Annotated in this window: 24 protein-coding genes; 17 read left to right on the top strand and 7 right to left on the bottom strand. The window is 61.0% G+C overall.

Annotation, left to right across the window (positions count from 1 at the left end; all coding sequences use genetic code 11):
- Positions 1–373 precede the first annotated feature (373 nt).
- Genes tldD through maiA form a run of 3 tightly spaced genes read left to right on the top strand, consistent with a single transcriptional unit; the run spans position 374 to position 2,964 of the window.
- Entirely contained in the window at positions 374–1,789 is a 1,416-nt protein-coding gene (tldD, locus tag AC245Y_RS03380; protein ID WP_017993164.1) for a metalloprotease TldD, read from the top strand.
- A 17-nt stretch (positions 1,790–1,806) separates the two neighbouring features.
- Positions 1,807–2,298, top strand: coding sequence for a GNAT family N-acetyltransferase (locus tag AC245Y_RS03375; RefSeq protein WP_017993163.1), 492 nt, complete (start codon positions 1,807–1,809; stop codon positions 2,296–2,298).
- An 18-nt stretch (positions 2,299–2,316) separates the two neighbouring features.
- On the top strand, positions 2,317–2,964 hold the full coding sequence (gene maiA, locus AC245Y_RS03370; protein WP_032996244.1) for a maleylacetoacetate isomerase: 648 nt from the start codon (positions 2,317–2,319) through the stop codon (positions 2,962–2,964).
- Between the two features lie 19 nt (positions 2,965–2,983).
- Here maiA and AC245Y_RS03365 read toward each other — a convergent pair whose 3' ends face one another.
- Both AC245Y_RS03365 and AC245Y_RS03360 read right to left on the bottom strand, forming a co-directional pair.
- A complete protein-coding gene (locus AC245Y_RS03365; RefSeq protein ID WP_012756314.1) occupies positions 2,984–3,301 on the bottom strand; it encodes a nucleoside triphosphate pyrophosphohydrolase family protein in 318 nt (105 codons plus the stop codon).
- Between the two features lie 83 nt (positions 3,302–3,384).
- Positions 3,385–4,668 carry a D-alanyl-D-alanine carboxypeptidase family protein gene (locus tag AC245Y_RS03360; protein WP_017993161.1) on the bottom strand — a complete coding sequence of 428 codons (1,284 nt, stop codon included), beginning with the start codon at positions 4,666–4,668 and terminating at the stop codon, positions 3,385–3,387.
- A 250-nt stretch (positions 4,669–4,918) separates the two neighbouring features.
- Between AC245Y_RS03360 and AC245Y_RS03355 the strand changes: the two genes are divergently transcribed.
- Positions 4,919–5,956 (top strand): polysaccharide deacetylase family protein, encoded by a 1,038-nt coding sequence (locus tag AC245Y_RS03355; protein WP_017993160.1) that lies wholly within the window; start codon positions 4,919–4,921, stop codon positions 5,954–5,956.
- 5 nt (positions 5,957–5,961) lie between these two features.
- On the opposite strand, the gene pdxH is transcribed toward AC245Y_RS03355, so the two are convergent.
- Positions 5,962–6,582: a pyridoxamine 5'-phosphate oxidase gene (gene pdxH, locus AC245Y_RS03350; RefSeq protein ID WP_012756311.1), complete on the bottom strand. Its 621-nt coding sequence runs from the start codon at positions 6,580–6,582 to the stop codon at positions 5,962–5,964.
- A 65-nt stretch (positions 6,583–6,647) separates the two neighbouring features.
- On the opposite strand from pdxH, the gene AC245Y_RS03345 reads away from it, so the two are divergent.
- The 4 genes from AC245Y_RS03345 (at position 6,648) to AC245Y_RS03330 (ending at position 10,153) form a co-directional block, all read left to right on the top strand.
- Positions 6,648–7,106, top strand: coding sequence for an RT0821/Lpp0805 family surface protein (locus AC245Y_RS03345; RefSeq protein WP_012756310.1), 459 nt, complete (start codon positions 6,648–6,650; stop codon positions 7,104–7,106).
- A gap of 275 nt (positions 7,107–7,381) precedes the next feature.
- On the top strand, positions 7,382–8,599 hold the full coding sequence (locus tag AC245Y_RS03340; protein ID WP_017993159.1) for a J domain-containing protein: 1,218 nt from the start codon (positions 7,382–7,384) through the stop codon (positions 8,597–8,599).
- A gap of 121 nt (positions 8,600–8,720) precedes the next feature.
- Positions 8,721–9,539, top strand: coding sequence for an enoyl-ACP reductase FabI (fabI, locus tag AC245Y_RS03335; protein WP_012756308.1), 819 nt, complete (start codon positions 8,721–8,723; stop codon positions 9,537–9,539).
- A gap of 23 nt (positions 9,540–9,562) precedes the next feature.
- A complete protein-coding gene (locus AC245Y_RS03330; RefSeq protein WP_017993158.1) occupies positions 9,563–10,153 on the top strand; it encodes a histidine phosphatase family protein in 591 nt (196 codons plus the stop codon).
- A 283-nt stretch (positions 10,154–10,436) separates the two neighbouring features.
- Here the strand turns inward: AC245Y_RS03330 and AC245Y_RS03325 are convergent, their stop codons facing one another.
- A complete protein-coding gene (locus AC245Y_RS03325; protein WP_003569889.1) occupies positions 10,437–10,697 on the bottom strand; it encodes a DUF1344 domain-containing protein in 261 nt (86 codons plus the stop codon).
- 256 nt (positions 10,698–10,953) lie between these two features.
- Here AC245Y_RS03325 and AC245Y_RS03320 point away from each other — a divergent pair, with 256 nt between their 5' ends.
- From AC245Y_RS03320 to ribB, 3 genes are all read left to right on the top strand, one after another.
- The gene (locus tag AC245Y_RS03320; RefSeq protein ID WP_017993157.1) at positions 10,954–14,133 is read left to right on the top strand and encodes a bifunctional diguanylate cyclase/phosphodiesterase; all 3,180 of its coding nucleotides are present in this window, start codon (positions 10,954–10,956) and stop codon (positions 14,131–14,133) included.
- Positions 14,134–14,356: 223 nt separating this feature from the next.
- Entirely contained in the window at positions 14,357–15,454 is a 1,098-nt protein-coding gene (gene aroC / locus AC245Y_RS03315; RefSeq protein WP_012756304.1) for a chorismate synthase, read from the top strand.
- A gap of 12 nt (positions 15,455–15,466) precedes the next feature.
- Positions 15,467–16,570, top strand: coding sequence for a 3,4-dihydroxy-2-butanone-4-phosphate synthase (ribB, locus tag AC245Y_RS03310; protein WP_012756303.1), 1,104 nt, complete (start codon positions 15,467–15,469; stop codon positions 16,568–16,570).
- Between the two features lie 183 nt (positions 16,571–16,753).
- Here the strand turns inward: ribB and AC245Y_RS03305 are convergent, their stop codons facing one another.
- Entirely contained in the window at positions 16,754–17,944 is a 1,191-nt protein-coding gene (locus AC245Y_RS03305) for a winged helix-turn-helix domain-containing protein (protein ID WP_017993156.1), read from the bottom strand.
- 346 nt (positions 17,945–18,290) lie between these two features.
- Here AC245Y_RS03305 and AC245Y_RS03300 point away from each other — a divergent pair, with 346 nt between their 5' ends.
- From AC245Y_RS03300 to AC245Y_RS03275, 6 genes are all read left to right on the top strand, one after another.
- On the top strand, positions 18,291–18,965 hold the full coding sequence (locus AC245Y_RS03300; RefSeq protein ID WP_020486921.1) for an energy-coupling factor ABC transporter ATP-binding protein: 675 nt from the start codon (positions 18,291–18,293) through the stop codon (positions 18,963–18,965).
- The gene (locus AC245Y_RS03295; RefSeq protein ID WP_017993154.1) at positions 18,965–19,573 is read left to right on the top strand and encodes an energy-coupling factor transporter transmembrane component T family protein; all 609 of its coding nucleotides are present in this window, start codon (positions 18,965–18,967) and stop codon (positions 19,571–19,573) included. Before AC245Y_RS03300 ends, AC245Y_RS03295 begins: the two co-directional genes overlap by 1 nt.
- Positions 19,574–19,597: 24 nt before the next feature.
- Positions 19,598–20,161 carry a biotin transporter BioY gene (locus AC245Y_RS03290; protein WP_012756299.1) on the top strand — a complete coding sequence of 188 codons (564 nt, stop codon included), beginning with the start codon at positions 19,598–19,600 and terminating at the stop codon, positions 20,159–20,161.
- Between the two features lie 113 nt (positions 20,162–20,274).
- Positions 20,275–20,808: a GXWXG domain-containing protein gene (locus AC245Y_RS03285; protein ID WP_017993153.1), complete on the top strand. Its 534-nt coding sequence runs from the start codon at positions 20,275–20,277 to the stop codon at positions 20,806–20,808.
- A 129-nt stretch (positions 20,809–20,937) separates the two neighbouring features.
- The gene (locus AC245Y_RS03280; protein WP_017993152.1) at positions 20,938–21,729 is read left to right on the top strand and encodes an alpha/beta fold hydrolase; all 792 of its coding nucleotides are present in this window, start codon (positions 20,938–20,940) and stop codon (positions 21,727–21,729) included.
- Positions 21,726–22,865 (top strand): PAS domain-containing sensor histidine kinase, encoded by a 1,140-nt coding sequence (locus AC245Y_RS03275; RefSeq protein ID WP_012756296.1) that lies wholly within the window; start codon positions 21,726–21,728, stop codon positions 22,863–22,865. Before AC245Y_RS03280 ends, AC245Y_RS03275 begins: the two co-directional genes overlap by 4 nt.
- Before the next feature lie 75 nt (positions 22,866–22,940).
- Here the strand turns inward: AC245Y_RS03275 and AC245Y_RS03270 are convergent, their stop codons facing one another.
- Both AC245Y_RS03270 and AC245Y_RS03265 read right to left on the bottom strand, forming a co-directional pair.
- A complete protein-coding gene (locus AC245Y_RS03270; protein ID WP_017993151.1) occupies positions 22,941–24,032 on the bottom strand; it encodes an acyltransferase family protein in 1,092 nt (363 codons plus the stop codon).
- Between the two features lie 26 nt (positions 24,033–24,058).
- The gene (locus AC245Y_RS03265; protein ID WP_017993150.1) at positions 24,059–25,582 is read right to left on the bottom strand and encodes a lipopolysaccharide biosynthesis protein; all 1,524 of its coding nucleotides are present in this window, start codon (positions 25,580–25,582) and stop codon (positions 24,059–24,061) included.
- Between the last annotated feature and the right edge of the window lie 9 nt (positions 25,583–25,591).

The following is a 25,591-nucleotide window of genomic DNA, read 5'->3' as shown; positions in this document are numbered from 1 at the left end:
TCATTCGCCTGTCGGCACCTTCTCCCCGTAAACGGGGCGAAGGGGGCATATCGCGACCTCTCCGTTCCCCGCCCATCTCTCGCAGGGCACGTCCCTTCGCCCCGTTTTTACGGGGGTCCGGAGGACGGGTCGAGACGGGTGGCTCGACCCCGGTAAGGTTAGGGTGAGGGGAAATTGTTTGCTCGCCATCTCGAACAAATCGGCTCCCAAGCGGACTATGTAAAAAAGCCGCGTCGCCACACAGCGCAAAGCGATGGGAATGCTCACATCCCTTTAAAAAAAGAATAATTCGACGGCGGGGCTTCACTCCTTATTATGTGGAGCCCTATCTAGGGAGTAAGTGCACTCCTGAACGCATGCTTGGAGCCATACCATGACCACCGATCTCCTGACGCTTTTCGATGCCGATGAAGCGACGATGCGCAAGCACGTGGCCGAGGCCCTGTCCGGTGCCGATGACGGCGAACTGTTCATCGAGCATGCGCAGGCGGAAGCGCTGACCTTCGACAATGGCCGGCTGAAGGGCGGCAGCTTCAACACCGAACAGGGTTTCGGCCTGCGCGCTGTTGCCGGCGAAGCGGTCGGTTATGCCCATGCCGGCGATCTCTCGGTGGCGGCGTTGAAGCGGGCGGCCGATGCCGTCGGCGCGGTGACACGCGGCTATTCCGGCTCCTATGCGGCAGCACCCCAGGGCACCAACAAGAAATTCTACAGCGACGAGAACCCGATCGGCCAGCCGAGCTTCGAGGAGAAGGTCAAGGTCCTGCAGGACATCGACGCCTATCTCAGGGGCAAGGATGACAAGGTGCGCCAAGTGACGGCCTCGGTCGCCGCAAGCTGGCAGGTCGTCGATATCCTGCGCGCCGACGGGCACCGTGTGCGCGACATCAGGCCGATGACGCGGATCAACATTTCGGTGATGGTCGGCGACGGCGAACGGCAGGAGAGCGGCTCCTATGGCCATGGCGGGCGCATCGGCTTCGGCGATTTCATCGCCGAGGGCAGCTGGCAATACGGCGCCGACGAGGCGCTGCGCCAGGCGCTCGTCAATCTCGAGGCGATCGATGCGCCGGCGGGCACGATGGACGTCGTCCTCGGCTCCGGCTGGCCGGGCGTGATGCTGCACGAGGCTGTCGGCCACGGGCTGGAAGGCGATTTCAACCGCAAGAAAACCTCGGCCTTTTCAGGCCTTCTCGGCCAGATGGTCGCCGCTCCCGGCGTCACCGTCGTCGATGACGGCACGATCGACAATCGCCGCGGCTCGATCACCATCGATGACGAGGGCACGCCGTCCGCCTACAACGTGCTGATCGAAAACGGCAAACTCGTCGGTTATATGCAGGACCGGCAGAATGCCCGGCTGATGGGCATGGCGCCCACCGGCAACGGCCGCCGCCAGGGCTATTCCCATGTTCCGATGCCGCGCATGACCAACACCTATATGCTCGGCGGCGACAAGACGCCGGAGGAAATCATCGCCTCGGTGAAGAAGGGCATCTATGCCGTCTCGTTCGGCGGCGGCCAGGTGGATATCACCTCCGGCAAGTTCGTCTTCGGCTGCACCGAGGCCTATCTGATCGAAAACGGCAAGGTCGGCGCGCCGATCAAGGGCGCGATGCTGATCGGCAACGGCCCGGATGCGATGAAGCGGGTGTCGATGATCGGCAACGACATGAAGCTCGATACCGGCATCGGCAATTGCGGCAAGGCCGGCCAATGGGTTCCCGTCGGCGTCGGCCAGCCGCATCTGCGCATGGATCAGGTGACGGTCGGCGGCACCCAGACCTGAGGCAAAAGGATTCTGTGATGGCGGACATCGAAATCAGGACCTTCACGGCCGATGACGCCGATGCCGTGCTTTCGGTGATCCTGCCGATCCAGCGCGAGGAATTCGGTATCGACATCACCGCGGATGCGCAGCCGGATCTCAGGGTCATCCCGGATTTCTATCAGTCCGGCAAGGGGCAGTTCTGGGTCGCCGTCAAGGGGGGCGCCATCGTCGGCACGGTCGGGCTCAAGGATATCGGCAACAACCAGGCGGCACTGCGCAAGATGTTCGTCGCTGCTGAGGTTCGCGGCCACGAGCATGGCGTGGCGGCGCGGCTCCTCGATCGCCTGTTTACCCATGCCAGGGAGGCCGGCCTGACCGATATCTTCCTCGGCACAACCGACAAGTTCGTCGCCGCGCATCGCTTCTACGAAAAGAACGGCTTTGCCGAGATTGCCAAGAGCGCCCTGCCCCGCGCCTTCCCGCTGATGGCGGTGGACAGCAAATTCTACCGCCATAAGGTCGGCTGACTCCACCTCGGGAAGATCATGATGCGGCTGATTTCGCGATGGCAGAATTCGGCGGGGGAACGGGTGCGGATCGCCCTCAACCTCAAGGGTATTACCTATCGCTATGTGCCTGTGAGCTCGCTAGAGCCCGGCGAGTATCGCCGGCTCAATCCGCAAGGGCTACTGCCAGCGCTCGATATCGGCGGCCATATCGTGCCGCAATCGTCAGCCATTCTCGCTTATATCGAAGAGACCTATCCCGATCCGAGCCTCCTGCCCGAGGATCCCGCGTTGCGCGCAGAGGCGAGAGGTTTTGCCGCCCATATCGCGTCGGAGATGCACGCTTTGACCGTCCAGCGTGTCCGGCAGTTCCTGCGCGACGAACTCGGCGGCGGCGAGGCGGAGGTGAAACGCTGGCTGCAGCATTGGCTGGGGCTCGGCTTTGCAGCGCTCGAAGAGACGCTTGCGCAGCGTCGAAGCCCGTCGCCCTTCTGTTTCGGCGAGCGTCCCGGCTGGGCCGATCTGCATCTCATCCCGCAGATGAGCAATGCCCGCCGTCTCGGCCATGATCTCTTAGCCTACCCGCTGCTGCTTGCGGTCGAGGAGCGGTGTGTGACGCTCGACGCCTTCCGATCAGCAAGGCCGGAAGCGCAGCCGGATTTTCCGAAGACGGGTAGCCCTGCCTAAACCATTGGGCGGCATTGCATCAGCCCTTCGACGTCAGCGCCGGCTGGAACCGCCATTTCCGCTCGATGGCGGCGGCAAGGTCGATATCGTTGCGGCGGGCAAAGAGCAGGATGTGGCCGAGCAGGTCGGCGGTTTCGTCGGCGAGATCGCGGTCGAGTTCCTCCGGCGTCCGGTCCCTGCGGCGCCCGCGGCCGGTCAGGCGGTTCCAGGCCTGGGTGAGTTCGCCCACCTCCTCCTGCAGCTTCAACAAAAACCAGTCGGGGTCCCGCTCGATGCCGTTGGCTGCGGCATAGGCCGCGGATGAGGTTTCGAACTGGTCGGCGAGACGGCGCAGCATGGGCGTTCTCCTTTTGTTTATGGAGGAGACGCTGATTCCCAACAATTGTCCAGAACGGGATTGCCCAGAGTGCCGGGCGGCGATCAGCCGCGATCCGGCAGCAGCATGCAGTCATAGGAGCGCTGCTTGAGCGCATCGCAGGCCGAGACGGCGGCATCCTTGCTGGCGAAGCCGACGAAGCGGGCGCGATAGATCTTGTTGGCCCCCTGCCCGACCGCCTCGGTATAGGGCGAAGCTGACACGAGCGGCGCGCCGGCTTCGGACTTTGCCTGGGCGAGAAGCGCACGCGCCGCATCGGCGCTGGGAGCGGCCGAGATCTGGATCTGCCAATCGCCATTGGTCTTCTCTGCTGATGTCTTCGGCGTCTTGCCGGCGTTCAGGATCTCGTCCATCGCGACCGGACGTTCCAACGGCACGACGGCGTCATCGGCATAGGCCAGGCTTTTCGCAGCGAGATCGTCGACTTGCCGCGGTGCGTTGAACGGCACCGGAACATCGGAAGCGTCAGCGGCGGAGGCGACTTCGACCGTTTCTTTCGCCCCGACGCTCGCCACCAGCCTTGCGCCACCGGAAGACGAGGCGCGGCCGAGATAATGGTCGAGCAAACCAGCCATCTTGGCGTCGCGGCTGCGGGCAGTGCGGCCGCCGAGCACGACGCCGACCACGCGGCGGTTGCCGTCTCTGACGGCACTGACGAGGTTGAAGCCGGACGCATTGGTATAACCGGTCTTGATGCCGTCCATGCCCTGGTAGCGGTACATGAGATTGTTGTGACCGCGCACCGTCCGGCCGCGGAAATTGAAACTGGCCGTCGAAAACAGCCGGTATTCGTTCGGATAGTTCTTCATCAGCGCGATGGCGAGCGTCGACATATCCCGCGCCGTCGTCACCTGACGGCCATCAGGCAGGCCGGATGCGTTGACGAAGACGGTGCGGCTCATGCCGAGCTGGCGGGCTTTGGCCGTCATCACCCGGGCAAAGCCGCTTTCCGAGCCGGCGAGCTTCTCACCCATGGCGGAGGCGGCATCATTGGCGGATTTGACGATCATGCCATAGACCGCCTCGCGCACGGTGATCGTGCCGCCCGCCTTGACGCCAAGCTTGGTCGGCGGCCGGGAGGCGGCGTATTTCGACATCTTGATCGGGGTATCCCAGGCGATCTTGCCGCGTTTCAACGCCTCGAAGGTGAGATAGAGCGTCATCATCTTCGTCAGCGAGGCCGGATGGTTCAGCGTATCGGCGTTTTCAGCGGCGAGAACCTTGCCGGTCCGGGCATCGAGGATTAGCGAAGCGTTGCCGGCAAGAGCCGCAAGAGGCGCCGAAACGGCAAGCGTTACGGTCAAAACAGCGGCCCAAAGCTTTCTCATGCACTTCCCCTCATATGCTGGCCCTGATGCGCAGGCCCTTCATGCATTGGCCCGCGATAGGATCGGCGTTTTGTCCCGTAATGTGACAGAAGCCGTAAGTTTGGCGCGACTTTGAGGCAACGCCTATCATTTTTCTAGTCTTTTCATCGTTTTGGTTAACAGGAAATCAAAGACCTGTGCTGAACCGGGATTCAGCAAGGCTTAAGTCGCACTTGCTAGTTTCCGGAAAAGGCAGGGGACGGGGCGCCGCATGACGGGACAATTCAAGCGATTGGGCAAGCGACTGGCGATCGGCGCCGGGCTCGAGTTTTCCTGGCTGCTGGCCTCGGCCGGGCTGATGCGCGAAGCACGCGGGCGCGGCGTGGTCTTCACGCTGCATCATGTCCGCCCGCACGTGGCCGAAGCCTTCGAGCCGAATGCGCATCTTGAAATCACCCCGCGGTTTCTCGACGTGGCGCTGCGGCGGCTGAGGCGAGAGGGCTATCGCTTCGTGCCGCTCGCCGAGGTGCCGGCGCTGCTGGCGGAGCCGGAAGGCGCAAAGCCTTTCGCGGCCTTCACGCTCGACGACGGGTACAACAACAATCTGGAACATGCGCTGCCGGTGTTCGAGCGGCATCAGGCGCCGTTCACGGTATTCGTCGCCAAGGGTTTTGCCGAAGGCTCTCACAGCATCTGGTGGGAAACGCTGGCGATCCTCCTGCGCCGGGCGGCCGAAATCCGTTTCGATTTCGGCCGCGGCATGGAGCGCCTTGTGCTCGATAGTCCGCAACAGCAATGGCACGCCTTCGATCGCTTTGCCGCCTACGTCCACCGCTCCGACGAGGCGCGCGCCGTTGCCGCCATCGATCTGCTAGCGCGCGAAAACGGCATCGAGCCGACGGATATCGTCCGCGAGCTGGTGATGGGCCCTGGCCAATTGCAATGGCTGGCGGCACATCCGCTCGCAACGCTCGGCGCCCATACGATCAGCCATCGGGCGCTCGCCCGGCTGCCGGAAGCCGAAGCGCGAATCGAAATGCAAGCTTCGGCGGATTACCTCGAGGCGGTGACCGGTATTCGTCCCGAGACGATCGCCTATCCTTACGGCACGCCTGCGGCTGCGACCGCCCGCGAGGCGCGCATCGCTCGCAATCTCGGCTTTACCCTTGCGGTCACCACGCAGCCCGGGTTGCCGGCAGCGAAGCTGACCGGCTATCTCCCGCGCATTTCGCTCAACGGATTCTACCAGAAGCGACGTTACGTCTCGGCTCTCGCCTCCGGCATACCGCTGAAGCTGATGGGCCGATAAGCCCGTTACGGATACATCCGGACCTTGTCCCATTCACCTTCCGGTGATGGCCGGCGGAATTCGACACGGTCATGCAGACGGAATTTCTGGTCCTTCCAGAATTCGATCGAGGTCGGCCGGATGCGGAAGCCCGACCAGTGGGCGGGGCGCGGAATCTCGCCGATGGCATAACGCGCGGTATATTCGGCCACCGCCTTTTCCAGCGCGAAACGGCTTTCCAGCGGACGGGATTGCTTAGAAGCCCAGGCGCCGATGCGGCTGCCGCGCGCCCGCGTCTTGAAATAGTCGTCCGCTTCGGCATCGGTAACGATCTCGACGGGGCCACGCAGCCTCACCTGGCGACGCAAGCTTTTCCAGTGAAAGCACATGGCAGCCTTTTTCTGGCCAAGAATTTCGCGGCCTTTCTGGCTCTCGAAATTGGTGTAAAAGACGAAACCGTCATCGTCGAATCCCTTCAGGAGAACCATGCGGACATTGGGAAGACCATCCTCATCGACCGTTGCCAGCGCCACCGCATTGGGGTCATTGGGCTCGGAAGCCTCGGCTTCTTTCAGCCATTCGGCAAAGAGCTTGAAGGGTTCGCCACTTTCGGTAAAGTCACCGCTTGTTAACTCGTTTGCCGACATATTGGTTCAAATGCCCCGGATTATTCAAAACTCGCCCAGCTTTTGATAACTGGACAGGATGCAGGGTGGAAGTCATAACAAAGTCATCTCGCCATACAAAGGGCCTGCGGCGACGCAGCCGCGCGTTGTTTGTCATCGGCACCGCGATGTTGTCGCTTTCCGGCTGCGTCGGCGGCGGTATGGATTTCTTGAGTGACGCCAAGGTCGACCGGTCGGTGGCAACCGGCACCGTGCCGCAGACGCCGCCGAGCACCGACACGCTTTCCGACGAAATGACCGTGCGCAACGCCGTGACCTCGGCCGACGTGCAAAGGCTCGAGGGCCAGCCGCTTCCCTGGGCGAACGCATCGACGGGCAGTGCCGGCGTCATCGATACGATCGTCGAGAACAATGAGTCCGGCCAGGTCTGCCGCCAGTTCCGTACCACCCGGCATTCCTATGTCGGCATCGCCAAATTCTACGGCAAGACCTGCCTCGTCGGCGGCGGCAACTGGCAGCTTCTGAGCTTCCAGCCCGAGAGCTGATCCTCCCAAGGTCGTTCAAAATATTACAGCGTCCCTTTGCGCGTTCGAAAAGACGCGCAGCGCCGTCACCAACAGGTTAACGCGCGACCGCTTTCTGCCGAATGCTTAGCAAAGAGCTAACCATTTACCGCGAAACACCCCACATCTCTGCCCAGAAATAACAAGTGATTAGCAACTCCGCCGCAGGATCGGCGTTGAGAGTGGCTGTTCCTGCCTTTGTGGCGGGTGGCGCTACACACGTTTTATTGGACGGGGATGCCGGGCAAGGACGAGGCTTGCCGCATCGCAACACCGGCGGTTTTAACATGCGCGATCCTTATAAAATTCTGGGCGTCAAGCGCGACGCGGCAGTAGACGAGATCAAGGCGGCTTGGCGCAACATGGCCAAATCAGCCCATCCCGACCACAATCAGGACGATCCGACGGCGACGGCCCGGTTCGCCGAGATCGGCCGCGCCTATGAAACGCTGAAAGACCCGCGCAAACGCAGCCTGTTCGACAATGCCCTGCGGATGGCCGAAGCCAAGAAACACGAACAGACGATCATGCAGCAGCGCCAGGCCGCCCGCGAGGCGGCCGTGCGCGCCAAGGCGGCACAGGCCAATGCCGAGCGCGTGATGGAAGAGCTGGCGCGCGCCGCCCAGAAGGCTGCCGCCGACGGCAACAGACAACAGGCAGGTTCCGTTGAGGCCGCCGACGAGATGGTGGATCGCATTTTCGGTGCCCAGGCCCGGGCTGCGGCCGGCGGCCAGGCGCAGGCTCGCGCCCAGCAGGCGCAATATCAGCAGGCGCAAAATCAACAGACCCAAAACGCCCAGGCCGATCCCGGCAGGCGCATGGATGGCGATGCCGCCGAGGCCGAGGTCAAGGGCGATGAGGAATCGGGCGAAGTTGGGCCAAATGCCGCCGCCAACCTGTCGCTGCCGCTCAGCATCCTGACAAACCTGGTGCGCCGTTTCACCGGCGCCAAGGATACCGGCCTGGACAAGGCACCGGATGAGGTGACGACGGCGACGGTCACGATCGACGACGTGTTGAAGAGCGGCTGGATCACCGCGTCGCTGCCGGAGGGCCGCGAAATCGGCTTTACATTGCCGGCAGGCACGACCGACGGCCACGAGGTGCGGCTTAAGGGACAGGGCTTCAAACTGCCGGGCATGCAGCGCGGCGACGCCGTCATCAACATTCGCATTGCGTCCGATCCGCGCTTCACCGTCGACGGTTTCGATCTGCACGCCGTGCTGCCGCTCAGCATCGAAAATGCCGTGCTCGGCACCGAGGCGCGTATCGAAGGACCGAGCGGGCCGCTGAACGTGACGATCCCCGCATGGTCGGGCTCGGACAAGACGATTAGAATTCCCGGCCAGGGATTGCCCCGCGAAGAGGGCGGCAGAGGCGATCTGGTCGTCGAATTGCGCATTATCTTGTGGGAAAAACCCGACGACAAAGTCACCGATCTCATGCGGAGCATGCGCGAAGGCCTGTTCCTATGAAATTTTTATGACATTCGCACCCTTTATTACGATCCCTAACAGTTGATGATCCCGGCCAAGCTTGAACCGATTAACGGCCTATGCCATAGGCAGGATCGATCAGAATCCTAGGGAGCGAAATATGGCTCAAGCATCCGGCCTCATGGCAGGCAAACGCGGCGTCATCATGGGTGTCGCCAACAATCGTTCGATTGCGTGGGGTATTGCCAAGGCCATTCATGCGCACGGCGGAGAAGTTGCGTTTACCTATCAGGGCGATGCGCTGAAGAAGCGTGTCGAGCCGCTCGCCGCCGAAATCGGCGCGACGCTCGTCGGCCACTGTGACGTCGCCGATGAAGCCACCATCGATGAGGTTTTCGCGAACGTCGAGAAGCTGTGGGGCAAGATCGATTTCCTCGTGCATGCGATCGGCTTTTCCGACAAGGACGAGTTGACCGGCCGCTACGTCGACACCTCGGCCGACAACTTCGCCAAGACGATGCAGATCTCCGTCTATTCCTTCACCTCGGTCGCACGCCGCGCCGAGAAGCTGATGACGGATGGCGGCGCCATGCTGACGCTGACCTATTACGGCGCCGAAAAGGTGATGCCGAACTATAATGTCATGGGTGTCGCCAAGGCCGCGCTCGAAGCCAGCGTCAAGTATCTCGCCGTCGACCTCGGACCGCAGAACATCCGCGTCAATGCCGTCTCGGCCGGACCGATCAAGACGCTTGCCGCCTCCGGCATCGGCGATTTCCGCTATATTCTGAAGTGGAACGAATATAACGCGCCGCTGCGCCGTACCGTCACCATCGAGGAAGTCGGCGATGTCGGCCTCTATCTCCTGTCGGACCTGTCGCGCTCCGTCACCGGCGAAGTGCACCATGCCGACAGTGGCTATCATGTCATCGGCATGAAGGCGGTCGACGCGCCCGACATTTCCGTCATCAAGGACTAATTTATCCATATGGATGCGAGACCGTGCTTATCTATGTGATCAGACACGGCCAGACCGCCTGGAATGCCGAGCGCCGCCTGCAGGGTCAGAAGGACATCCCGATGAATGCCACGGGCCTGGAACAGGCCCGGCAGAACGGCATCGCGCTTGCCGGGATCCTCGGCGACACGGTCGACCAATTCGATTTCGTCGCAAGCCCGCTGCAGCGCACGCGCGCGACAATGGAAATCATGCGCACTGCCATGGGCTTGCCGCCGCTCGCCTATCGCACCGATCCAAGGCTGGTTGAAATTTCCTTCGGCGACTGGGAAGGCTCGACGATCAAGGAGCTGAAGGCGACGCAGCGCGAGCGGGTGGCGGAACGCAATGCCTCCAAATGGGATTTCATCCCACCCGGCGATGATGCGGAAAGCTACGAAATCCTCTCTTGGCGCACCGGCTCATGGCTGAACTCGGTCGACCGTCCGACGGTCTGCGTGACCCATGGCGGCGTCATCCGTACGCTATTCCAGACGATCGCCGACCTGCCGAAAAGCACGGCTGCCGAAGGCGCGATCCCGCAGGACCGGATCATCCGGATCGAAACCACGGAGCGGACGATCGTCTGGCTGTAGGTATTGCAGGGCGCTAGGTCGCATTGGGGATGCGAACGAGCTGCCCAGGGAGATTGCCGAGACCAGCCCCTCATCCGCCTGCCGCCACCTTCTCCCCGCGCGCGGGGCGAAGGGGGATAGGCGCAACCTCTCGGTTCCTCGCTTACCTCTCGCAGGGCACGGCCCCTAGCCCCGTTTACGGGGGTCCGCAGGACGGGTCGAGACCAGTGGCTCGACCCCGGCAAGGTTAGGGTGAGGGGCAGCCACTGCGCGTACCTCACTCGATCATTCTCCAGAGAACTGCCTATTTAACGATGTCGAGATCGTTGATGACGCGTTTGCCGTCGACCTCGGTGTAGAAGACGATCACCTTCACGCCGGCTTCGAGGCCGTCGAAATTGAATTCCTCGGGCGCCTGATAGGTCTTGCCGTCATCGAGCGTCAGCACGAGGTTGGCCGTGTCGACCTTCTTGATCGTCGCCTCGACATCGGCGCTCTCGGCAAAACCGCTCATCGGTGACAGGAAACTTGCTGTTGCCAAAAGCGTGGCGACGACGAAACGCATGGCGACAATCCTTTTGAAACGCTGCACGATAAGCTGCACGAAAAAATGACTGGCCACAGATAAGCTCCTGAATATGGCGAAAATTGCCCGTAAGAAAGGCTTTTCCCGCCCAATTGATGAATAGGATTTTAAATATAATCAAGATGCCGCGTTAACCCGCGGTTTTTCCCTTCACACGATTTTTCGGCATCGCCGGCGGGCAATCGTAAATTAACCCGCGCGTCCTACAGTTGCTCGCCAACAGGGGAGTTTCATTTTGCTATCCAGGCTCAGCGACAGCAAGCAGTTGCGGCGCGTGTTGAAGAATACCCGCGTTTCGTTTCTGGTTTCGTCGCTCGTCGCCCTCGTCGTCATCATGGTCGGCTTCGGGCTCGACCGGGCCAATACTGCGTCTCATGTGCGCGAACTTCATATCCGCACGGAAAACGAGACCAACCTGATCCGCGCCCGGGTGATGGCCGAGATCAATTTGGACCTCAGCGTCGTGCGCGATCTGACGAACCTGATCTCCGTCAGCGCGGCCAACGGAGAGGAGATGGAGCGCCAGATCAACTGGCTGCTAATCCAGAACCCGTCTTTCATTCATATCGCCGTCGCGCCTGATTTCATCATCCGCGACATCCACCCACCGCAATCCGGCAATGAGCGGATCGGCCGCGACGTGCGCGAAACTCTCTTCTTTCGCCAAGTGATGACCCGCGCAGCCGGCGACCAGTCGGCGCGCTTCTACGGCCCGATCAGCACCGACGGCCGCGACGCCTTTGCCATCTTCTTCCCGGTTTACGTCAAGGAGAATGGCCAGCGGCGGATCTGGGGGGCGGTCGAAGTCGCCATCGACCAGCAAATGTTCTACCAGGCGACCGGGCTGATGCCGGCGCGCGACCGCGAAAACCGGGAGCGCTATCCGCATCTCGGCCATCTTTCGATCGCCATCCGCGATATCGGCGCGGCGGCCGCGACCAACGCCGCTTTGCCGCCGCCGTTCTTCGGTTCGTCCGATATCGATGACAAGAATCCGATGCGCCAGAAGATCGGCTTTGCCGGCGGCAAGTGGGAGCTTTCCGCGGTCCCTAATAGCGGCTGGAACGCGATACCCGAAAACCGCACCGAGCTGCGTCTGATCATCCTTGCCGCCGGCTTCATCATCATCGTGCCGATCTTCTTCGCGACCCTGTTGCTCGGCGAGCGCAATCGCAACATCACCGCGCTGGAGACCCGCGAGGCAAAATTGCTGGAACTGTCGCAGCGGCTCAACCTGGCGCTGGAATCCTCCAATATCGGCATCTGGGAGCTGGAGGATCATTCGAGCAGTCTGCTCTGGGATGCCCGTGCCGCGGCTCTGCACGGCAAAGCGGCGAAAGAAGGAAGCCGGGTGCTCGACGAATGGCTGGCGGCGATCCTGCCCGAAGATCGTGAAACCGCCGAAGTGCATTTCTTCAGCTGCAGCATTGCCGGCGCTGCCTGCACGGCGCAGTACCGCATCCTGCTTGGCAACGGCGGCATCCGCCATCTGCGCTCGGTCGGCGCCTTCTATACAGATGCAGCCGGCGTCAGCAAGACGATCGGCATCGTCTGGGACGTGACCGCCGATGCGGAGATCACCGACACGCTGCGCAAGGCCAAGGATATGAGCGAGGTCAAGAATGCCGAGCTGGAGCTGGCGCTTGACGAGCTCTCGAGCCGCGAGGGCGAGCTCGCCGAGCTTTCCAGCCGGCTCGACCTGGCGCTCAATTCCTATCAGTGCGGCATATGGGAGGCGCGGCCTGGCCTCGGCGGCTCGATCTGGAACGAGCGGATGCACGAACTCTATGGGCTTACACCGCGCAACGGCTTCATGACCGAGGAGATCTGGCTTAGCCGCATCCACCCCGAGGACAGGAGCCTGGCGCTCGAAAGCGCGCGTCACTTCAAGCACAACGGCGATACGCACACCCTCGTCTGCCGGGTGATCGTCGACGACGGCTCGGTGCGCTATGTGCGCTCGGTCGGCAAGGTCCACCAGACGGGGACTAGCGAGATGAAGATCATGGGCATCGCCTTCGACGCCACCGAAGACGTGCTGATGACGATCCGGCTGAAAGCCGCCAAAGACGATGCGGTCGCCAAGAATATCGAGCTCGAGCTTGTCAAAAACAGGATCGAGCACAATTCACTGCACGACCCGCTGACCGCACTCGCCAACCGCCGCAAGCTCGACATCGCGCTCGAAAGTCTGACCCATGACGGCCGCCAGCAGCGGCAGAAATTCTCGATCCTGCACATCGACCTCGACCGCTTCAAGGACATCAACGACACGCTCGGCCATGCCGCCGGCGATGCGATGTTGGTACACGCCTCGAAGGTGCTCGCCAAGAATGTCCGCGGCAGCGACATCGTCGCGCGCATCGGCGGCGACGAATTCGTCATCCTCGGCGTCGACGTCGGCGACAAGGAGATGGCGCAGCTTTCGACGCGGATCATCGAGGAAATGCGCCAGCCGATCGATTTCCAGGGTTTTTCCTGCCGCTGCGGCGTGTCGATCGGGATTGCGCTTGCCAACGGCATCCATGTCGATGCGCGCAAGGTGCTGATCAATGCCGATATCGCGCTCTACCGCGCCAAGAGCACGGGCCGCAACCGCTTCGAATTCTTCAATCACAATCTCCAGGCCGATATCATCAACACCAAGCGCACGGCCGACGAGATCCTCGCCGGCATCGACAATGGCGAATTCACCGCTTGGTATCAGCCGCAATTCTGCGCCCGGACGATGGAACTCACCGGCGTCGAGGCGCTAGTGCGCTGGAAGCACCCCTCCAAGGGGTGGCTCGCGCCTGACAAGTTCCTGCGCATCGCCGACGAGATCAATGTCGTGCAGATGCTCGACCGGATCGTGCTGGAAACTGCGCTGCACGACAAGATGCGCTGGACGGCGCGCGGCATTGTGGTGCCCAAGGTCTCTGTCAATGTTTCGGCCCGACGGCTACATGACGGCAGCCTGCTGGAATCGCTCGCCGACCTGCATATCCGTCCGGGCGAGCTCTCCTTCGAACTGGTGGAATCGATATTCCTCGACGAGAGCGAGGACGTCGTCTCGCAGAATCTCGAGCGCATCAAGGCGCTCGGCATCGATATCGAGATCGACGATTTCGGCACCGGCCATACCTCGATCGTCAGCCTGTTGAAGCTGAAGCCGAAGCGGCTGAAGATCGACCGCCAGCTGGTGCAGCCGATCGTCAATGCCTCGCAGGAGCGCGCATTGGTCAGCTCGATCATCGAGATCGCCCGCTCACTCGGCGTCGAGACGGTGGCCGAAGGGGTGGAGACGGCAGCACATGCCGCGCTGCTGCGCGATCTCGGCTGCGACATCCTGCAAGGCTATGCCTTCTCGCGGCCGCTCTCCTTTGACGACTTCACCAATGAAGCCACAGGAGCGGGGTGGCGGCTGGCGTCCTGATCGGCGCCTGCCGATCGCCCTCGCCCTGCCCCCTCCCCGCCTGCGCAAAGAGAGTGGCGGCCGGATGCGCCGCCCATCCCCGACAACGAACGGAAACAGCATTCCCTGAGCTGCCGGTTTGGCGCAAAGAAAGGCTTTTGCCTCGGCGTTTTTTTGGCCTATGAGTGTCGCGCCTATTCAAGCAATGGCGCGACCGGCTTTGGCGCGCCACCGGTCGGAACACATGTCGCACAATACATTCGGTCACCTCTTCCGCGTAACCACCTGGGGCGAAAGCCATGGTCCGGCGCTCGGCTGCGTCGTCGACGGCTGCCCTCCGGGGCTCAGCTTCAAGCTCAAGGACCTGCAGGTCTGGCTCGACAAGCGCAAGCCCGGCCAATCCCGCTTCGTGACGCAGCGGCGCGAGGACGATCTGGTGAAGATACTATCAGGCGTCATGCTCGACGCCGACGGCGAGACGATGACGACCACCGGCACGCCGATCTCGATGCTGATCGAAAATACCGATCAGCGCTCCAAGGATTACGGCGAGATCGCGAAACAATACCGCCCCGGCCATGCCGATTATACCTACGACCTCAAATACGGCATTCGCGACTATCGCGGCGGCGGCCGCTCCTCGGCGCGCGAGACCGCTGCGCGGGTTGCCGCCGGCGGCATCGCCCGCCTTGTCGTACCAGGCGTTACCGTGCGCGGCGCGCTGGTGCAGATCGGCAAGTACAAGATCAACCGCCGCAACTGGGACTGGGACCAGGTCGATCAGAACCCGTTCTTCTCGCCCGATGCGGCGATCGTGCCGGTCTGGGAGGAATATCTCGACGGCGTCCGCAAGAAGGGCTCCTCGATCGGCGCGGTCATCGAGGTGATTGCCGAAGGTGTGCCGGCCGGCCTCGGCGCGCCGATCTATGCCAAGCTCGATCAGGACATCGCCTCGCTGCTGATGTCGATCAACGCCGTCAAGGGCGTCGAGATCGGCAATGGTTTTGCCGCCGCCGAAACGTCAGGCGAAGACAATGCCGACGAGATGCGCATGGGCAATGACGGCACGCCGATCTTCCTTTCCAACAATGCCGGCGGTATTCTCGGCGGCATCTCCACCGGGCAGCCGGTGGTGGCGCGTTTCGCCGTCAAGCCGACCTCCTCGATCCTGACCGAACGCCAGTCGATCGATGCGGAGGGCAAGAATGTCGATATCCGCACCAAGGGCCGGCACGATCCCTGCGTTGGCATCCGCGCCGTGCCGATCGGCGAGGCGATGGTCGCCTGCGCCGTCGCCGACCATTATCTTCGCGACCGCGGCCAGACCGGCCGTCTGAAATAGGAGCGCTCGCCCATGTCTTATGACCAGAAGCGCGTCGTCGACGCCATCCGGGCCTTCGAGGCCGGCGAGATGGTCGTCGTCATGGACGACAATGACCGCGAGAACGAAGGCGACCTGATCGTCGCCGCCGTGCATTGCACACCGGAGAAGATGGCCTTCATCGTCCGCCACACCTCCGGCATCGTCTGCGCGCCGATGCCGAAGGAAGAGGCCAAGCGCCTCAACCTCAACGCCATGGTGGCGGAAAACGATTCGGCCCATACGACGGCCTTCACCGTCTCGGTCGATTTCAAGCACGGCACGTCGACTGGGATCTCGGCAGACGACCGGACGCTGACGGTGCGCAACCTCGCCAATCCGAATGTCGGCGCTTCCGATTTCGTCCGTCCCGGCCACATCTTCCCGCTGGTTTCCCGCGAAGGCGGGGTACTGATGCGCTCCGGCCATACGGAAGCCGCCGTCGACCTCTGCAAGCTCGCCGGCCTGCCGCTGATCGGCGTCATCTCCGAGCTGGTCAACGACGACGGCACCGTCACGCGCGGCCCACAGGTGGTCGATTTCGCCGCACAGCACGGGCTGAAGCTCGTCTCGGTCGCCGATCTGATCGCCTATCGCCAGCGCAAGGAAACACTGATCGAACTCGGCACCAGCTTCGACATCGAGACGCCGTTCGGTAAGGCCAAGGCCCATACCTATTCGCTGCCCTGGGATCCGATGCAGCATCTCGCCGTCGTCTTCGGCGATATCCGCGACGGCGTCGACATCCCGGTCCGCCTGCATCCGGAAAATGTCGCCGAGGATCTCTTCGGCAAGAACAGCCCGGTCGATTTCTACATGCAGAAGATTGCCGAGCAAGGCCGCGGCGTCATCGTCTATCTGCGCGAAGGCTCGGTCGGCGTCGGCCACCACGATAATGGCCGCAAGGCCCGCAACCAGGGCCGCGAAGCCCATGCCGAAGCCCAGACGCGCGACAGCGAATGGCTGGAAATCGGCCTCGGCGCACAGATCCTCAAGGATCTCGGCGTCAGCTCGATCAAGCTGCTCACCAGCCGCGAGCGCCACTATGTCGGCCTCGAAGGTTTCGGCATCAAGATCAGCACGACGGAGATCTGCTGATCGGGCGTGGGCTTGGACCCTCGCCATCCCTCATTCCTGTGCTTGTCACAGGAATCCAGCCACGGCGCGTCCGCGCCGTGAATGACTCATTTGCTTCTACGAATAGAGTTTCCCGCACCCAAGGACTTGGGTGCGCTGGATCCCTGTGACAAGCACAGGGATGAGGGAGTGAGGGTAGTTCGACTATCCTCTCCACCCCTCGAGAAACACGACCTTCTCCACACCCGCAAACCGCGCCAGCCGCTCCAGCTCCGCTTCCAACCTCTCCAGCCGCCCGGCCGACGGCTTCACACCCGGCTCCAGCCAGAGCCGCTTGACATCGAGCGTCGACTTTTTCCGATCCGCCTTCATGTCGATGCGGCCGATCAGCCTGTCGCCTTCGAGCAGCGGGAAGACGTAATAGCCGTATTCGCGCTTCGGCTCGGGCACGAAGATCTCGATGCGGTAGAAGAAGCCGAACAGGCGTTCGGTGCGGTTGCGGTCGCGGATCATCGGGTCGAAGGGGCTGAGCACACGGATGCGCGGCGGCGCGCCGGGATAATCGTCGAGTGTCGAGAGGAAATCGGCAAAAGCCCAGGATGGGCGCGCCTTGCCGCCGAGCGCCGATTCGATCAGCACTTCGATCAGTTCGTCGCGATGGGCTGATACCCAGACCTTGGCCTCATCGGGCGAGACCAGGTTCCAGAAGGCTGATATCTCGCCATGGGTGGCGAAGCCGAGCCGGGTGAGCGCGCTGCGGCATGCCCAGTCGACGAATTCCTCGCGGCTCACCTCCGGCTCGCGGAATTCGGCCGGGATGACGCGCTCCGCCAGATCATAGATCTTCTGGAAATTCGAGCGGCCGGCGATGGCGAACTTGCCGGTGTGCCAGAAATATTCGAGCGCCGTCTTGTTCGGATGCCAGTTCCACCAGCCGCCGGAAACGTGGCCATCGGCCTTGATGTCGCGCGCCAGGATCGCGCCGTCGCGCTCAACGCGCTCATAGGTCTCCGCGAACGCCGCCTCGAAGCCCTCGCCGCGCCATTTGCGCCAGCGTTCGACGATCACCTGCTCCTGATGGCGGAACTTGTGCTTCCAATAGACGAAAAAGGCGCTCGGCAGGATCGAGGCGTCATGTGTCCAGTGCTCGAACAGCGCGCCGTCCTTTTCGAGCAGCGCCGTCAGATGCTCGCGCCTGTAGGTCTGGTTGCGGGAAAACAGGATCTGATGATGCGCCCGCTCCACTGTCTGGATGCTGTCCACCTGGACGAAACCCAGTTCATGGATGAGCTGTAGCAGGCCGGCCTTGGTCAGGGCGCGGTTCGGCGGGGCGCTGAGGCCCTGCTTGGCAAGGAAGACACGGCGGGCATCGGAATTGGAAAGCAGATTCGTCATAGCTGCATCATAATCCGGAAAATCTTCCTAGCCACCCGATATCGACCCAATATCGACAGCAAGATTTGCGCTTTCATCATCCTCGATTCCCCGTGTAGAAGCACTGCTGTCAGGTTGGCGCCAATGGCTGCCCCTCACCCTAACCCTCTCCCCGCTCGCGGGGAGAGGGGACGTGCCCTGCGAGAGGTTGGTGGGGAATGGAGAGGTCGCGGTCTAACCCCTTCGCCCCGTTTACGGGGGTCCGAAGGACGGGTCGAGACGAGTGGCTCGACCCCGGCTGGTGCCGGCAGGCGGATGAGGGGCCGGTATCGGCAATCTCCTCCGGTGAAAAATGCGAGGGATTGGTTTGGATATTCGTTTCGAAGGCGCCGGGGTCAGTTTCGGGGCACGAGTGGCGCTGCAGCCGCTGACGCTTGACATCAGTGGGAAACGCATCGGCGTCATCGGGCTGAACGGTTCGGGCAAGACGACGTTTGCGCGGCTGATCAACGGATTGAACAAACCATCGGTCGGCCGCGTCACCGTCAACGGCTGCGATACGAACGACGAAAAGACTGCGGTGGCCGATGTCGGCTTCATCTTCCAGTCGCCGCAGAACCAGATCATCCTGCCGATCGTCAAAGACGATATCGCCTTCGGGCTGAAGCGGCGTGGCTTCAGCAAGGCGGAGATCGAGGCGAAGGTCGAGGGCGTGCTGGCCCGCTTCGGCGCCGAGGCGCTGGCCGATCGGCGCGCGCACGAGCTTTCCGGCGGCGAGCTGCAGGTGGCGGCGCTCTGCTCGGTGCTGGCGACGGGGCCCGGCATTCTGATCCTCGACGAACCGACCAACCAGCTCGACCTCAAGAACCGGACGCTGGTCGAAGGGATTATCGCCGGGCTCCCGGAAAGCGCCATCATCATCACGCATGATCTGGAGCTGATCGCCGATTTCGAGCGAGTGCTGCTGTTTCATGAAGGGCGGCTTGCCGCCGATGCACCGGCTGCCGAAGCGATCGCCCGCTACAAGGAGATCGCCGCCTGATGCAGTCGCTCTATGTCGAAGGCAACAGCGTGATGCACCGGCTTTCGCCGCGGGTAAAGCTGTTGTCGCTAACGGTCTTCGGCGTCGTGCTGTTCATCAGCGGGAACCTCGTCTTGCTGTCGATCGCCGTGCTGCTGACGGCGGTTCTCTACCGGATGATCGGCCTGCCGTTTGCGGATGGGCTCCGGCGGCTGCGGCCGGTCTTCCTGACGATCGCGGTCGTCGCACTCTTCAACCTCATCTTCAATCCCTGGCAGGAAGCGCTCGTGCCCCTGCTGCGGCTGACGGCGCTGATGCTGCTTGCCGCCACCGTGACGGCGACGACGTCGATCACCGAGTTCATCGACGAGGTGACGGCGCTTGCCCGCCCGCTCGAACGCACCGGTTGGGTGCAGGCCGACGATATCGGCCTGGCGCTCGGGCTGGTGCTGCGTTTTGTGCCTGAGATCGTCGGGCGTTATCAGGCGATCCGCGAGGCGCATAAGGCACGCGGGCTGAAGGTCCGGCCGACGACGCTGCTTGCGCCGTTGATCATCTTGACCCTTAAGGATGCGGATAATATCGCCGCGGCGATTGACGCGCGCGGCATTCGGCGGCATGTGAGTTAACGATTGATAAATACGGAATTCATGATGAGCACTCGCGACCTCGTTCTTACCGCCCTCTTTGCCGCGATCATCGTGGCGCTTGGCCTGCTGCCGCCGATCTCGCTCGGCTTCATTCCGGTGCCGATCACCGCCCAATCCCTCGGCGTGATGATGGCCGGCGTCGTGCTCGGCGCCCGGCGTGGCGCGATTGCCGTGCTGATCGTGCTGGTGCTGGTGGCGATCGGCCTGCCGGTGCTTTCCGGCGGCCGCGGCGGGCTTGCCATCTTCGCGTCGCCGACGGCCGGCTTCCTGATCGGCTGGATCTTTGCCGCCTTCGTCACCGGCTATCTCAGCGAACGGCTGGTCAACCATCAGCAATCCGGCCTGGTGCAGACGGTGAGCTTCTTCCTCACCGCCATGGCCGGCGGCATCGTCGTGCTCTACGCCTTCGGCATCACCTATCTCGCCACCGTCGCCGGCCTCGGCTTCACGAAAGCCTTCGTCGGCTCGATGGCCTTCATTCCCGGCGATGTGATCAAGGCTTTCGTCGCAGCCCTGCTTGGCCGCGCCGTCATGGTCGGCTATCCCCTGCTGCCGTCGCGCGCCTGACGCATAGGCCGGTCTTGTCTGGCGAATACCCCAACGGCCCCTTCGGGGGCCGTTGCGCTTTCGACCGGTCCGCATGAACGGGAACTTTCCAAACCTTCTTTTCATTTTCCACAATGAACGTCGTTGAAGGAGAAACCATGCGAGGCGACCAGGAGGAGATGGCTGCCTGGTTCCGCTCGCTGGAGCCCGTCCAGCCGAAGGACATGGTCGGCCTTTGGAGCGGCGTCGGTATTCAGTCGGGCCATCCACTGGACGGCGTGCTCGAGAATCTCAACTGGTTTGGCAAGCGCTTCCATTCCGACATGCGGGCGGACGCCCTGCTCTTCAACTGGAGACCGGGCCGGCTCGTGGCGATCGAGCCAAATTTCCTCCCTGTTGAGCTGGCGATCAAGATGGCGCCCCTTGGCCGGACGCTCGTCGCCCGCCACGGGTTCTCGTACCTGCAGAAGGTGCTTCGAGCGAGAGGCACGACCGCTTCGTTGCGGCTTCAGGCGCTCGACGGCATCGAAACGGCTGCGATGATCTACGACAAACAGCCGATCGTGGACTACTTTCGGAGGATTGACGATGACGGGATTGCCGGAATGATGTGCCTGCGCGGCGACCCTCGGCGATTCTTCTTCGAACTCCGGAAAGTGATGGACTAGGCATGCCGCAAATGGCCGGGCGGCCGCCTCAGGAAAATCGCGGCACAGAGCCATCGAACCGTTGCCGGGCTGATCTTTCCTCGATCCAAAACAGGCGGAACATGTTATGAAAGCAGGGAAGAGGGCGAGATGACCGTCATCGATCGAAATCATGTTCAAGTCCGGGGCGATGGCCAGCGTGCGATGATCTTTTCGCATGGATTCGGGTGCGACCAGAATATGTGGCGCTTCGTGGCGCCGGCTTTTGAGGCCGACTTCAAGACGGTGCTGTTCGATCATGTCGGCGCAGGACGATCCGATCTCACGGCCTATGATGCCCGGAAATATTCTTCATTGGCGGGCTATGCAGATGACCTCGTCGAAATTTGCCGCGCGCTCGGCCTGACGCAAACTGTCTTCGTCGGGCACTCGGTCAGCGCAATGATCGGCGTCATCGCGTCATTGGAGGCGCCGGAACTGTTTGAAAGCCTGATCCTTGTCGGGCCGTCGCCGCGCTATATCAACGACGATGACTATTTCGGCGGCTTCAGCGCGGCTGAGATAGACGAACTTCTCGAATCGTTGGACGACAACCATATGGGGTGGTCTGCCGCCATGGCGCCCGCCATCATGGGTAATCCGGATCGACCGGAACTCGGCGAAGAGCTGACCAATAGCTTCTGCCGCACCGATCCTGAGATCGCCAAAGCATTTGCACGGGTGACATTCACGTCGGACAATCGCAGCGACCTTCCTGAAGTCACCGCCAGAACGCTGATCCTTCAATGCCGCGATGATATCATCGCCTCTGAAGAGGTCGGCGAATTCGTCCATCGGCAGGTCCCAAACAGCCAATTGGTCGTGCTGAATGCGAGTGGCCACTGTCCCAACCTCAGCGCTCCCGACGAGGTCATATCTGCAATCCGGCGGTTCGTCCGATGACCGGTGCCGATACGCAAATCTTCATGCCGGCTGAGGACCTCGAGGACTTGTACGAAAACGCGCCATGCGGCTATCTTTCGCTGCAGCCGGACGGGCGCATCGTCAAGGTCAACCGAACGCTGTCGACCTGGATCGGCATCCCTGCCGAGCAACTCCTCGGCAAACGACTTCACGACCTGCTCAACACGTCGGGCCGTATATTCTACGAGACCCATTTTGCGCCTTTGCTGCGCATGCAAGGGTTTTTCAACGAGGTGGCCCTCGATCTTGTCACCGTGGACGGCAGAAAGCTGCCTGTGCTCGCCAATGCCGTGGAAAGACGTGCCGAAGACGGTGCCCTGCTTTTCACCCGCGTGACGATGTTCCAGGCTGCCGAGCGTCGCCGCTATGAACGGGAGCTGGTCGATGCGCGCACAGCCGCCGATGCTGCCGGCGCCACGATCAAGTCCAAACTCGCCTTTGAACAGCAAACCGCCGAGTTGCGGGAAGAATTCATTGCTGTTCTCGGCCACGACCTGCGCAACCCGCTTGCCTCGATTGCAGCCGCGGCGCGCATGCTGCGAAAAGAGAAGCAGACCGATCGGGCGATTAAAGTGCTCGATTTGATGCAGGGCAGCGTCGTTCGCATGTCAGCCCTGATCGATAACGTCCTCGACTTCGCGCGCGGACGATTGGGTGGCGGCATCACGCTCGAGAGGCGGGCGGAGCATCTCGAGCCGCTCTTGCGGCAGGTCATCGAAGAACTTCGCTTCAGTCACCTCGACCGCGGGATTGAGGTGACGATCGAATTCGATGGGCCGATAAACTGCGACAGCGGCCGGATCGGCCAGCTGGTGTCCAATCTTCTGGGAAATGCCCTGACCCATGGCACACCGGACGAACCGGTGCGGCTCTCGGCGGCAACTGTCGACGGAAGGTTGGAGCTTTGGATCGCCAATGGCGGCGCTCCGATTTCCAGCGACGCGATGACACGGCTTTTTCAGCCTTTCTTCACAGGCGAAGCCGGCACAAGTCAAAGAGGATTGGGGCTGGGTCTGCACATCGCTTCGGAAATCGCCCGCGCCCACGGCGGGACGATCACGGTCAGTTCCGATGACAAGGAGACGCGCTTCACCTTTGTAATGCCGTTGGATTGAAGATCGGGCACTGTCGGATGAGCGAGACGGCCGCATAACGTCGAAAATAGCGCTGGCCGAAAGCGCTGCACCCCTTTATCGAGCTCGCTGGGCTCCTGTAGCCATAGTTTTGTCAACGAGACGAGCCGTCACATAAGCGAAACATACGACTGCGCTGAGAAACATGAAGAACGCGAGAGGACCATTCAATCCAATCGATCCTGCGACTGGCTTGAACACACCGATCGCACCTCGGTGTAAGATGTAGATCGGGTAGGAGATATAGCCAATCCAGGTCGCCAACGCCTCTGCTTTTGCAGGCATCTCCAAAAAGAGGCCAAGCATCACGATGAGCGGCGCCAAGGCCATCGCGAACATCAAATCGTAGTAAGGCCGCAGCACCATAGGAACCGGCGCCGCAATGCAAATCATCAGAAGAAGGCATGGCACGATGGCGATCCAGCCTTTCCTGCACGCGGGCATGCCGCCGAATAGACGGCTAATCACGACCCCTGCCGTAAATGAAAACATTACCCTTGGGAGTCCACCTACCGCTGATGGCCACTCCCAGCCAATATTCAACGTTCCGTACTCAAGCCCCACGAAAACTAAAAATGCAGCCGAAGCCAACGCAACTAGGCAAAGGGCGCGGATAGGGAGCCGAAAAAGCCATAGTGCGAACACTATATTCACCAACAGTTCCCAGAACATTGACCATGCAGGACCATTGATTGGAAACATTCCTTGCATCGCGTTCGATTGAAAGAAATACATTGGGCTAGGCAGAAAAAATCCGTTGGCTGCTGTCGAGAGCACCAGGTCACTGACACTTTGACTTCTCAGCCCCCAACCTGTTAACAGGATGATCTGCACGAGACCGACCAAGATTCCGATGAGATAGAGCGGATAAAGACGCTTGATTCGAGCGGCCATAAACGTCTGGAATAGCAGACCACGCGAAAGCCGCTTTCCATAGATCTCCGCGATGATAAATCCGCTGAGAACGAAGAAAAAGTCGACTGCAAGATAAGCGGAGGGGGCATAGCTCTCCCGGAAATGTGTAGCGACAACACAAATAGCCGCGAACCCGCGCATTGCATCTAGAGAGTAGTAACGGCTGCGGTCGGCAATCGAGACTCTTACATTGTCAATTGCCGGTGGCGAATAACCGCGATCGAGACTAGTCATCTTACAGATTATCCTATTATTTCAGACTATTGCCGCTCTACTGTTTTGACAATCACGTCCTTGTTGTTTTTGCGCTTCCGCGCCTGCCTTATACCAGCGATCAAGACATTTAAACGAGCCCTGCACAGAACGAATATCAGGCCGCAGTAAGCAATGCCACCTGCAAGGATTTCCGCGGCCAAACGTGGATACGGGGACCAATGAATTAGCAATTCGTGGAGGAGGAAAACGACAGCAACCATTCCTGCGCAGGCTATACTCGGTCGGAGGAATTGCCTCAAATAGGCCCCGACACTCAGCTCTATATGCCGAGAGACCTTCCAGCTCGTGATCGGCCAGAACAACAGAACTTCGATCATTATCGCGAAAACGATTGTTGTGACGCCATAGGGATAAAGAATTGCGATGGTCAAGAGCGTGAGAAGATTGCGTGCCAGCTGGTAGTAGAACCACCAATCCATCTCCCCTTGGCTCTTTATCAAGGATGCCTGCACGTAGCCGATCCCAGCCATCAACCCGATAACGCAGTAGAACCGAACTGGCCAAACGGCCTCGATCCAATGCGCACCGAAAATTGTCGTGATCGCATCATCGGCAACTGCGGCAAGGCCAATGAATACGGGGTACGAAACCAGAGCGCAACCAAACGTTGCCATTAGAAATGCTTCTCGAACTTTCTTCGGATCGGCCCGCAATGAAGAAAGCAAGACGTGCGTGACAGATGTTAAGCCTCCGGCGATGACGTTATTGATCATATCAAACAAACGCTTCGAAAAATTATAGATACCAAGCGCCGACGGGCTCAAGAGCACGCCTATGAGCAAGTTGTCCAAGCTCATCGTCTGTAAGAACCGAGTACCAGATGCAAAAAAGCCATAGTGAAGGAGGTCGTTCAGGCTTGATCTCTTCAAGTGAAGCCCGGGCAACCACCCAGCGCCCCAGAAGGCGGCGCCACATGATGCCGCTGTGGCCGCGATCTGTGCAATCGCAAGAGCCCACAAGCCGAAACCTGCCAAAACCAAAACAAGGCAAATGCAAGCAGAAGTGATGGTAGCAATCACAGTGCGGACGGCCACCAAATGAAATGACATCTTCCTATTAACAATTGCATTCGGAACGACTGCCGTGAAGTCGAAGAAAACTTTCAATCCCATTATGTAAATAAGAGGTGTGATTTGCTCATGTCCCACGTACGCCGCGATTGGCGAAGCGGCGATACACAAAGCGCCATAGATCAAAAATGAAAAAGCGAGCGAAAGTAGGAATATGGTATCCAGATGGCTGCGCCTGATTTCGGCTCTTTGTATGATCGCTTCGCCAAATGCCGTTGGTCCAAAGCTGCCTGCAAACGACACAATGCTGAATGCCAGCGCGACAAGACCGAAATCCTGAGGCTGGAGAACGCGAGAAGTCACCACAAAGACAGCGAAGGTAAGGACTGTCGGAATAAGCGTACTCAGCGCCGACCAGAAGGCACCCGTTACGGCTGCTGCGGATCGGTTCTCACTGACATGGCTGAATAGAATATCGTCGTCTTGTAAAACCGACAAACTGAGCTC

Source organism: Rhizobium sp. SRDI943, assembly GCF_057653695.1.
This window is presented reverse-complemented; position numbering and strand designations above follow the sequence as displayed.

Coding starts and splice junctions, on each gene's coding strand:
- tldD (WP_017993164.1), top strand. CDS start 374: ATGACCACCGATCTCCTGACGCTTTTCGATGCCGATGAAGCGACGATG.
- AC245Y_RS03375 (WP_017993163.1), top strand. CDS start 1,807: ATGGCGGACATCGAAATCAGGACCTTCACGGCCGATGACGCCGATGCC.
- maiA (WP_032996244.1), top strand. CDS start 2,317: ATGATGCGGCTGATTTCGCGATGGCAGAATTCGGCGGGGGAACGGGTG.
- AC245Y_RS03365 (WP_012756314.1), bottom strand. CDS start 3,301: ATGCTGCGCCGTCTCGCCGACCAGTTCGAAACCTCATCCGCGGCCTAT.
- AC245Y_RS03360 (WP_017993161.1), bottom strand. CDS start 4,668: ATGAGAAAGCTTTGGGCCGCTGTTTTGACCGTAACGCTTGCCGTTTCG.
- AC245Y_RS03355 (WP_017993160.1), top strand. CDS start 4,919: ATGACGGGACAATTCAAGCGATTGGGCAAGCGACTGGCGATCGGCGCC.
- pdxH (WP_012756311.1), bottom strand. CDS start 6,582: ATGTCGGCAAACGAGTTAACAAGCGGTGACTTTACCGAAAGTGGCGAA.
- fabI (WP_012756308.1), top strand. CDS start 8,721: ATGGCTCAAGCATCCGGCCTCATGGCAGGCAAACGCGGCGTCATCATG.
- AC245Y_RS03325 (WP_003569889.1), bottom strand. CDS start 10,697: ATGCGTTTCGTCGTCGCCACGCTTTTGGCAACAGCAAGTTTCCTGTCA.
- aroC (WP_012756304.1), top strand. CDS start 14,357: ATGTCGCACAATACATTCGGTCACCTCTTCCGCGTAACCACCTGGGGC.
- ribB (WP_012756303.1), top strand. CDS start 15,467: ATGTCTTATGACCAGAAGCGCGTCGTCGACGCCATCCGGGCCTTCGAG.
- AC245Y_RS03305 (WP_017993156.1), bottom strand. CDS start 17,944: ATGACGAATCTGCTTTCCAATTCCGATGCCCGCCGTGTCTTCCTTGCC.
- AC245Y_RS03295 (WP_017993154.1), top strand. CDS start 18,965: ATGCAGTCGCTCTATGTCGAAGGCAACAGCGTGATGCACCGGCTTTCG.
- AC245Y_RS03290 (WP_012756299.1), top strand. CDS start 19,598: ATGAGCACTCGCGACCTCGTTCTTACCGCCCTCTTTGCCGCGATCATC.
- AC245Y_RS03285 (WP_017993153.1), top strand. CDS start 20,275: ATGAACGTCGTTGAAGGAGAAACCATGCGAGGCGACCAGGAGGAGATG.
- AC245Y_RS03280 (WP_017993152.1), top strand. CDS start 20,938: ATGACCGTCATCGATCGAAATCATGTTCAAGTCCGGGGCGATGGCCAG.
- AC245Y_RS03275 (WP_012756296.1), top strand. CDS start 21,726: ATGACCGGTGCCGATACGCAAATCTTCATGCCGGCTGAGGACCTCGAG.
- AC245Y_RS03270 (WP_017993151.1), bottom strand. CDS start 24,032: ATGACTAGTCTCGATCGCGGTTATTCGCCACCGGCAATTGACAATGTA.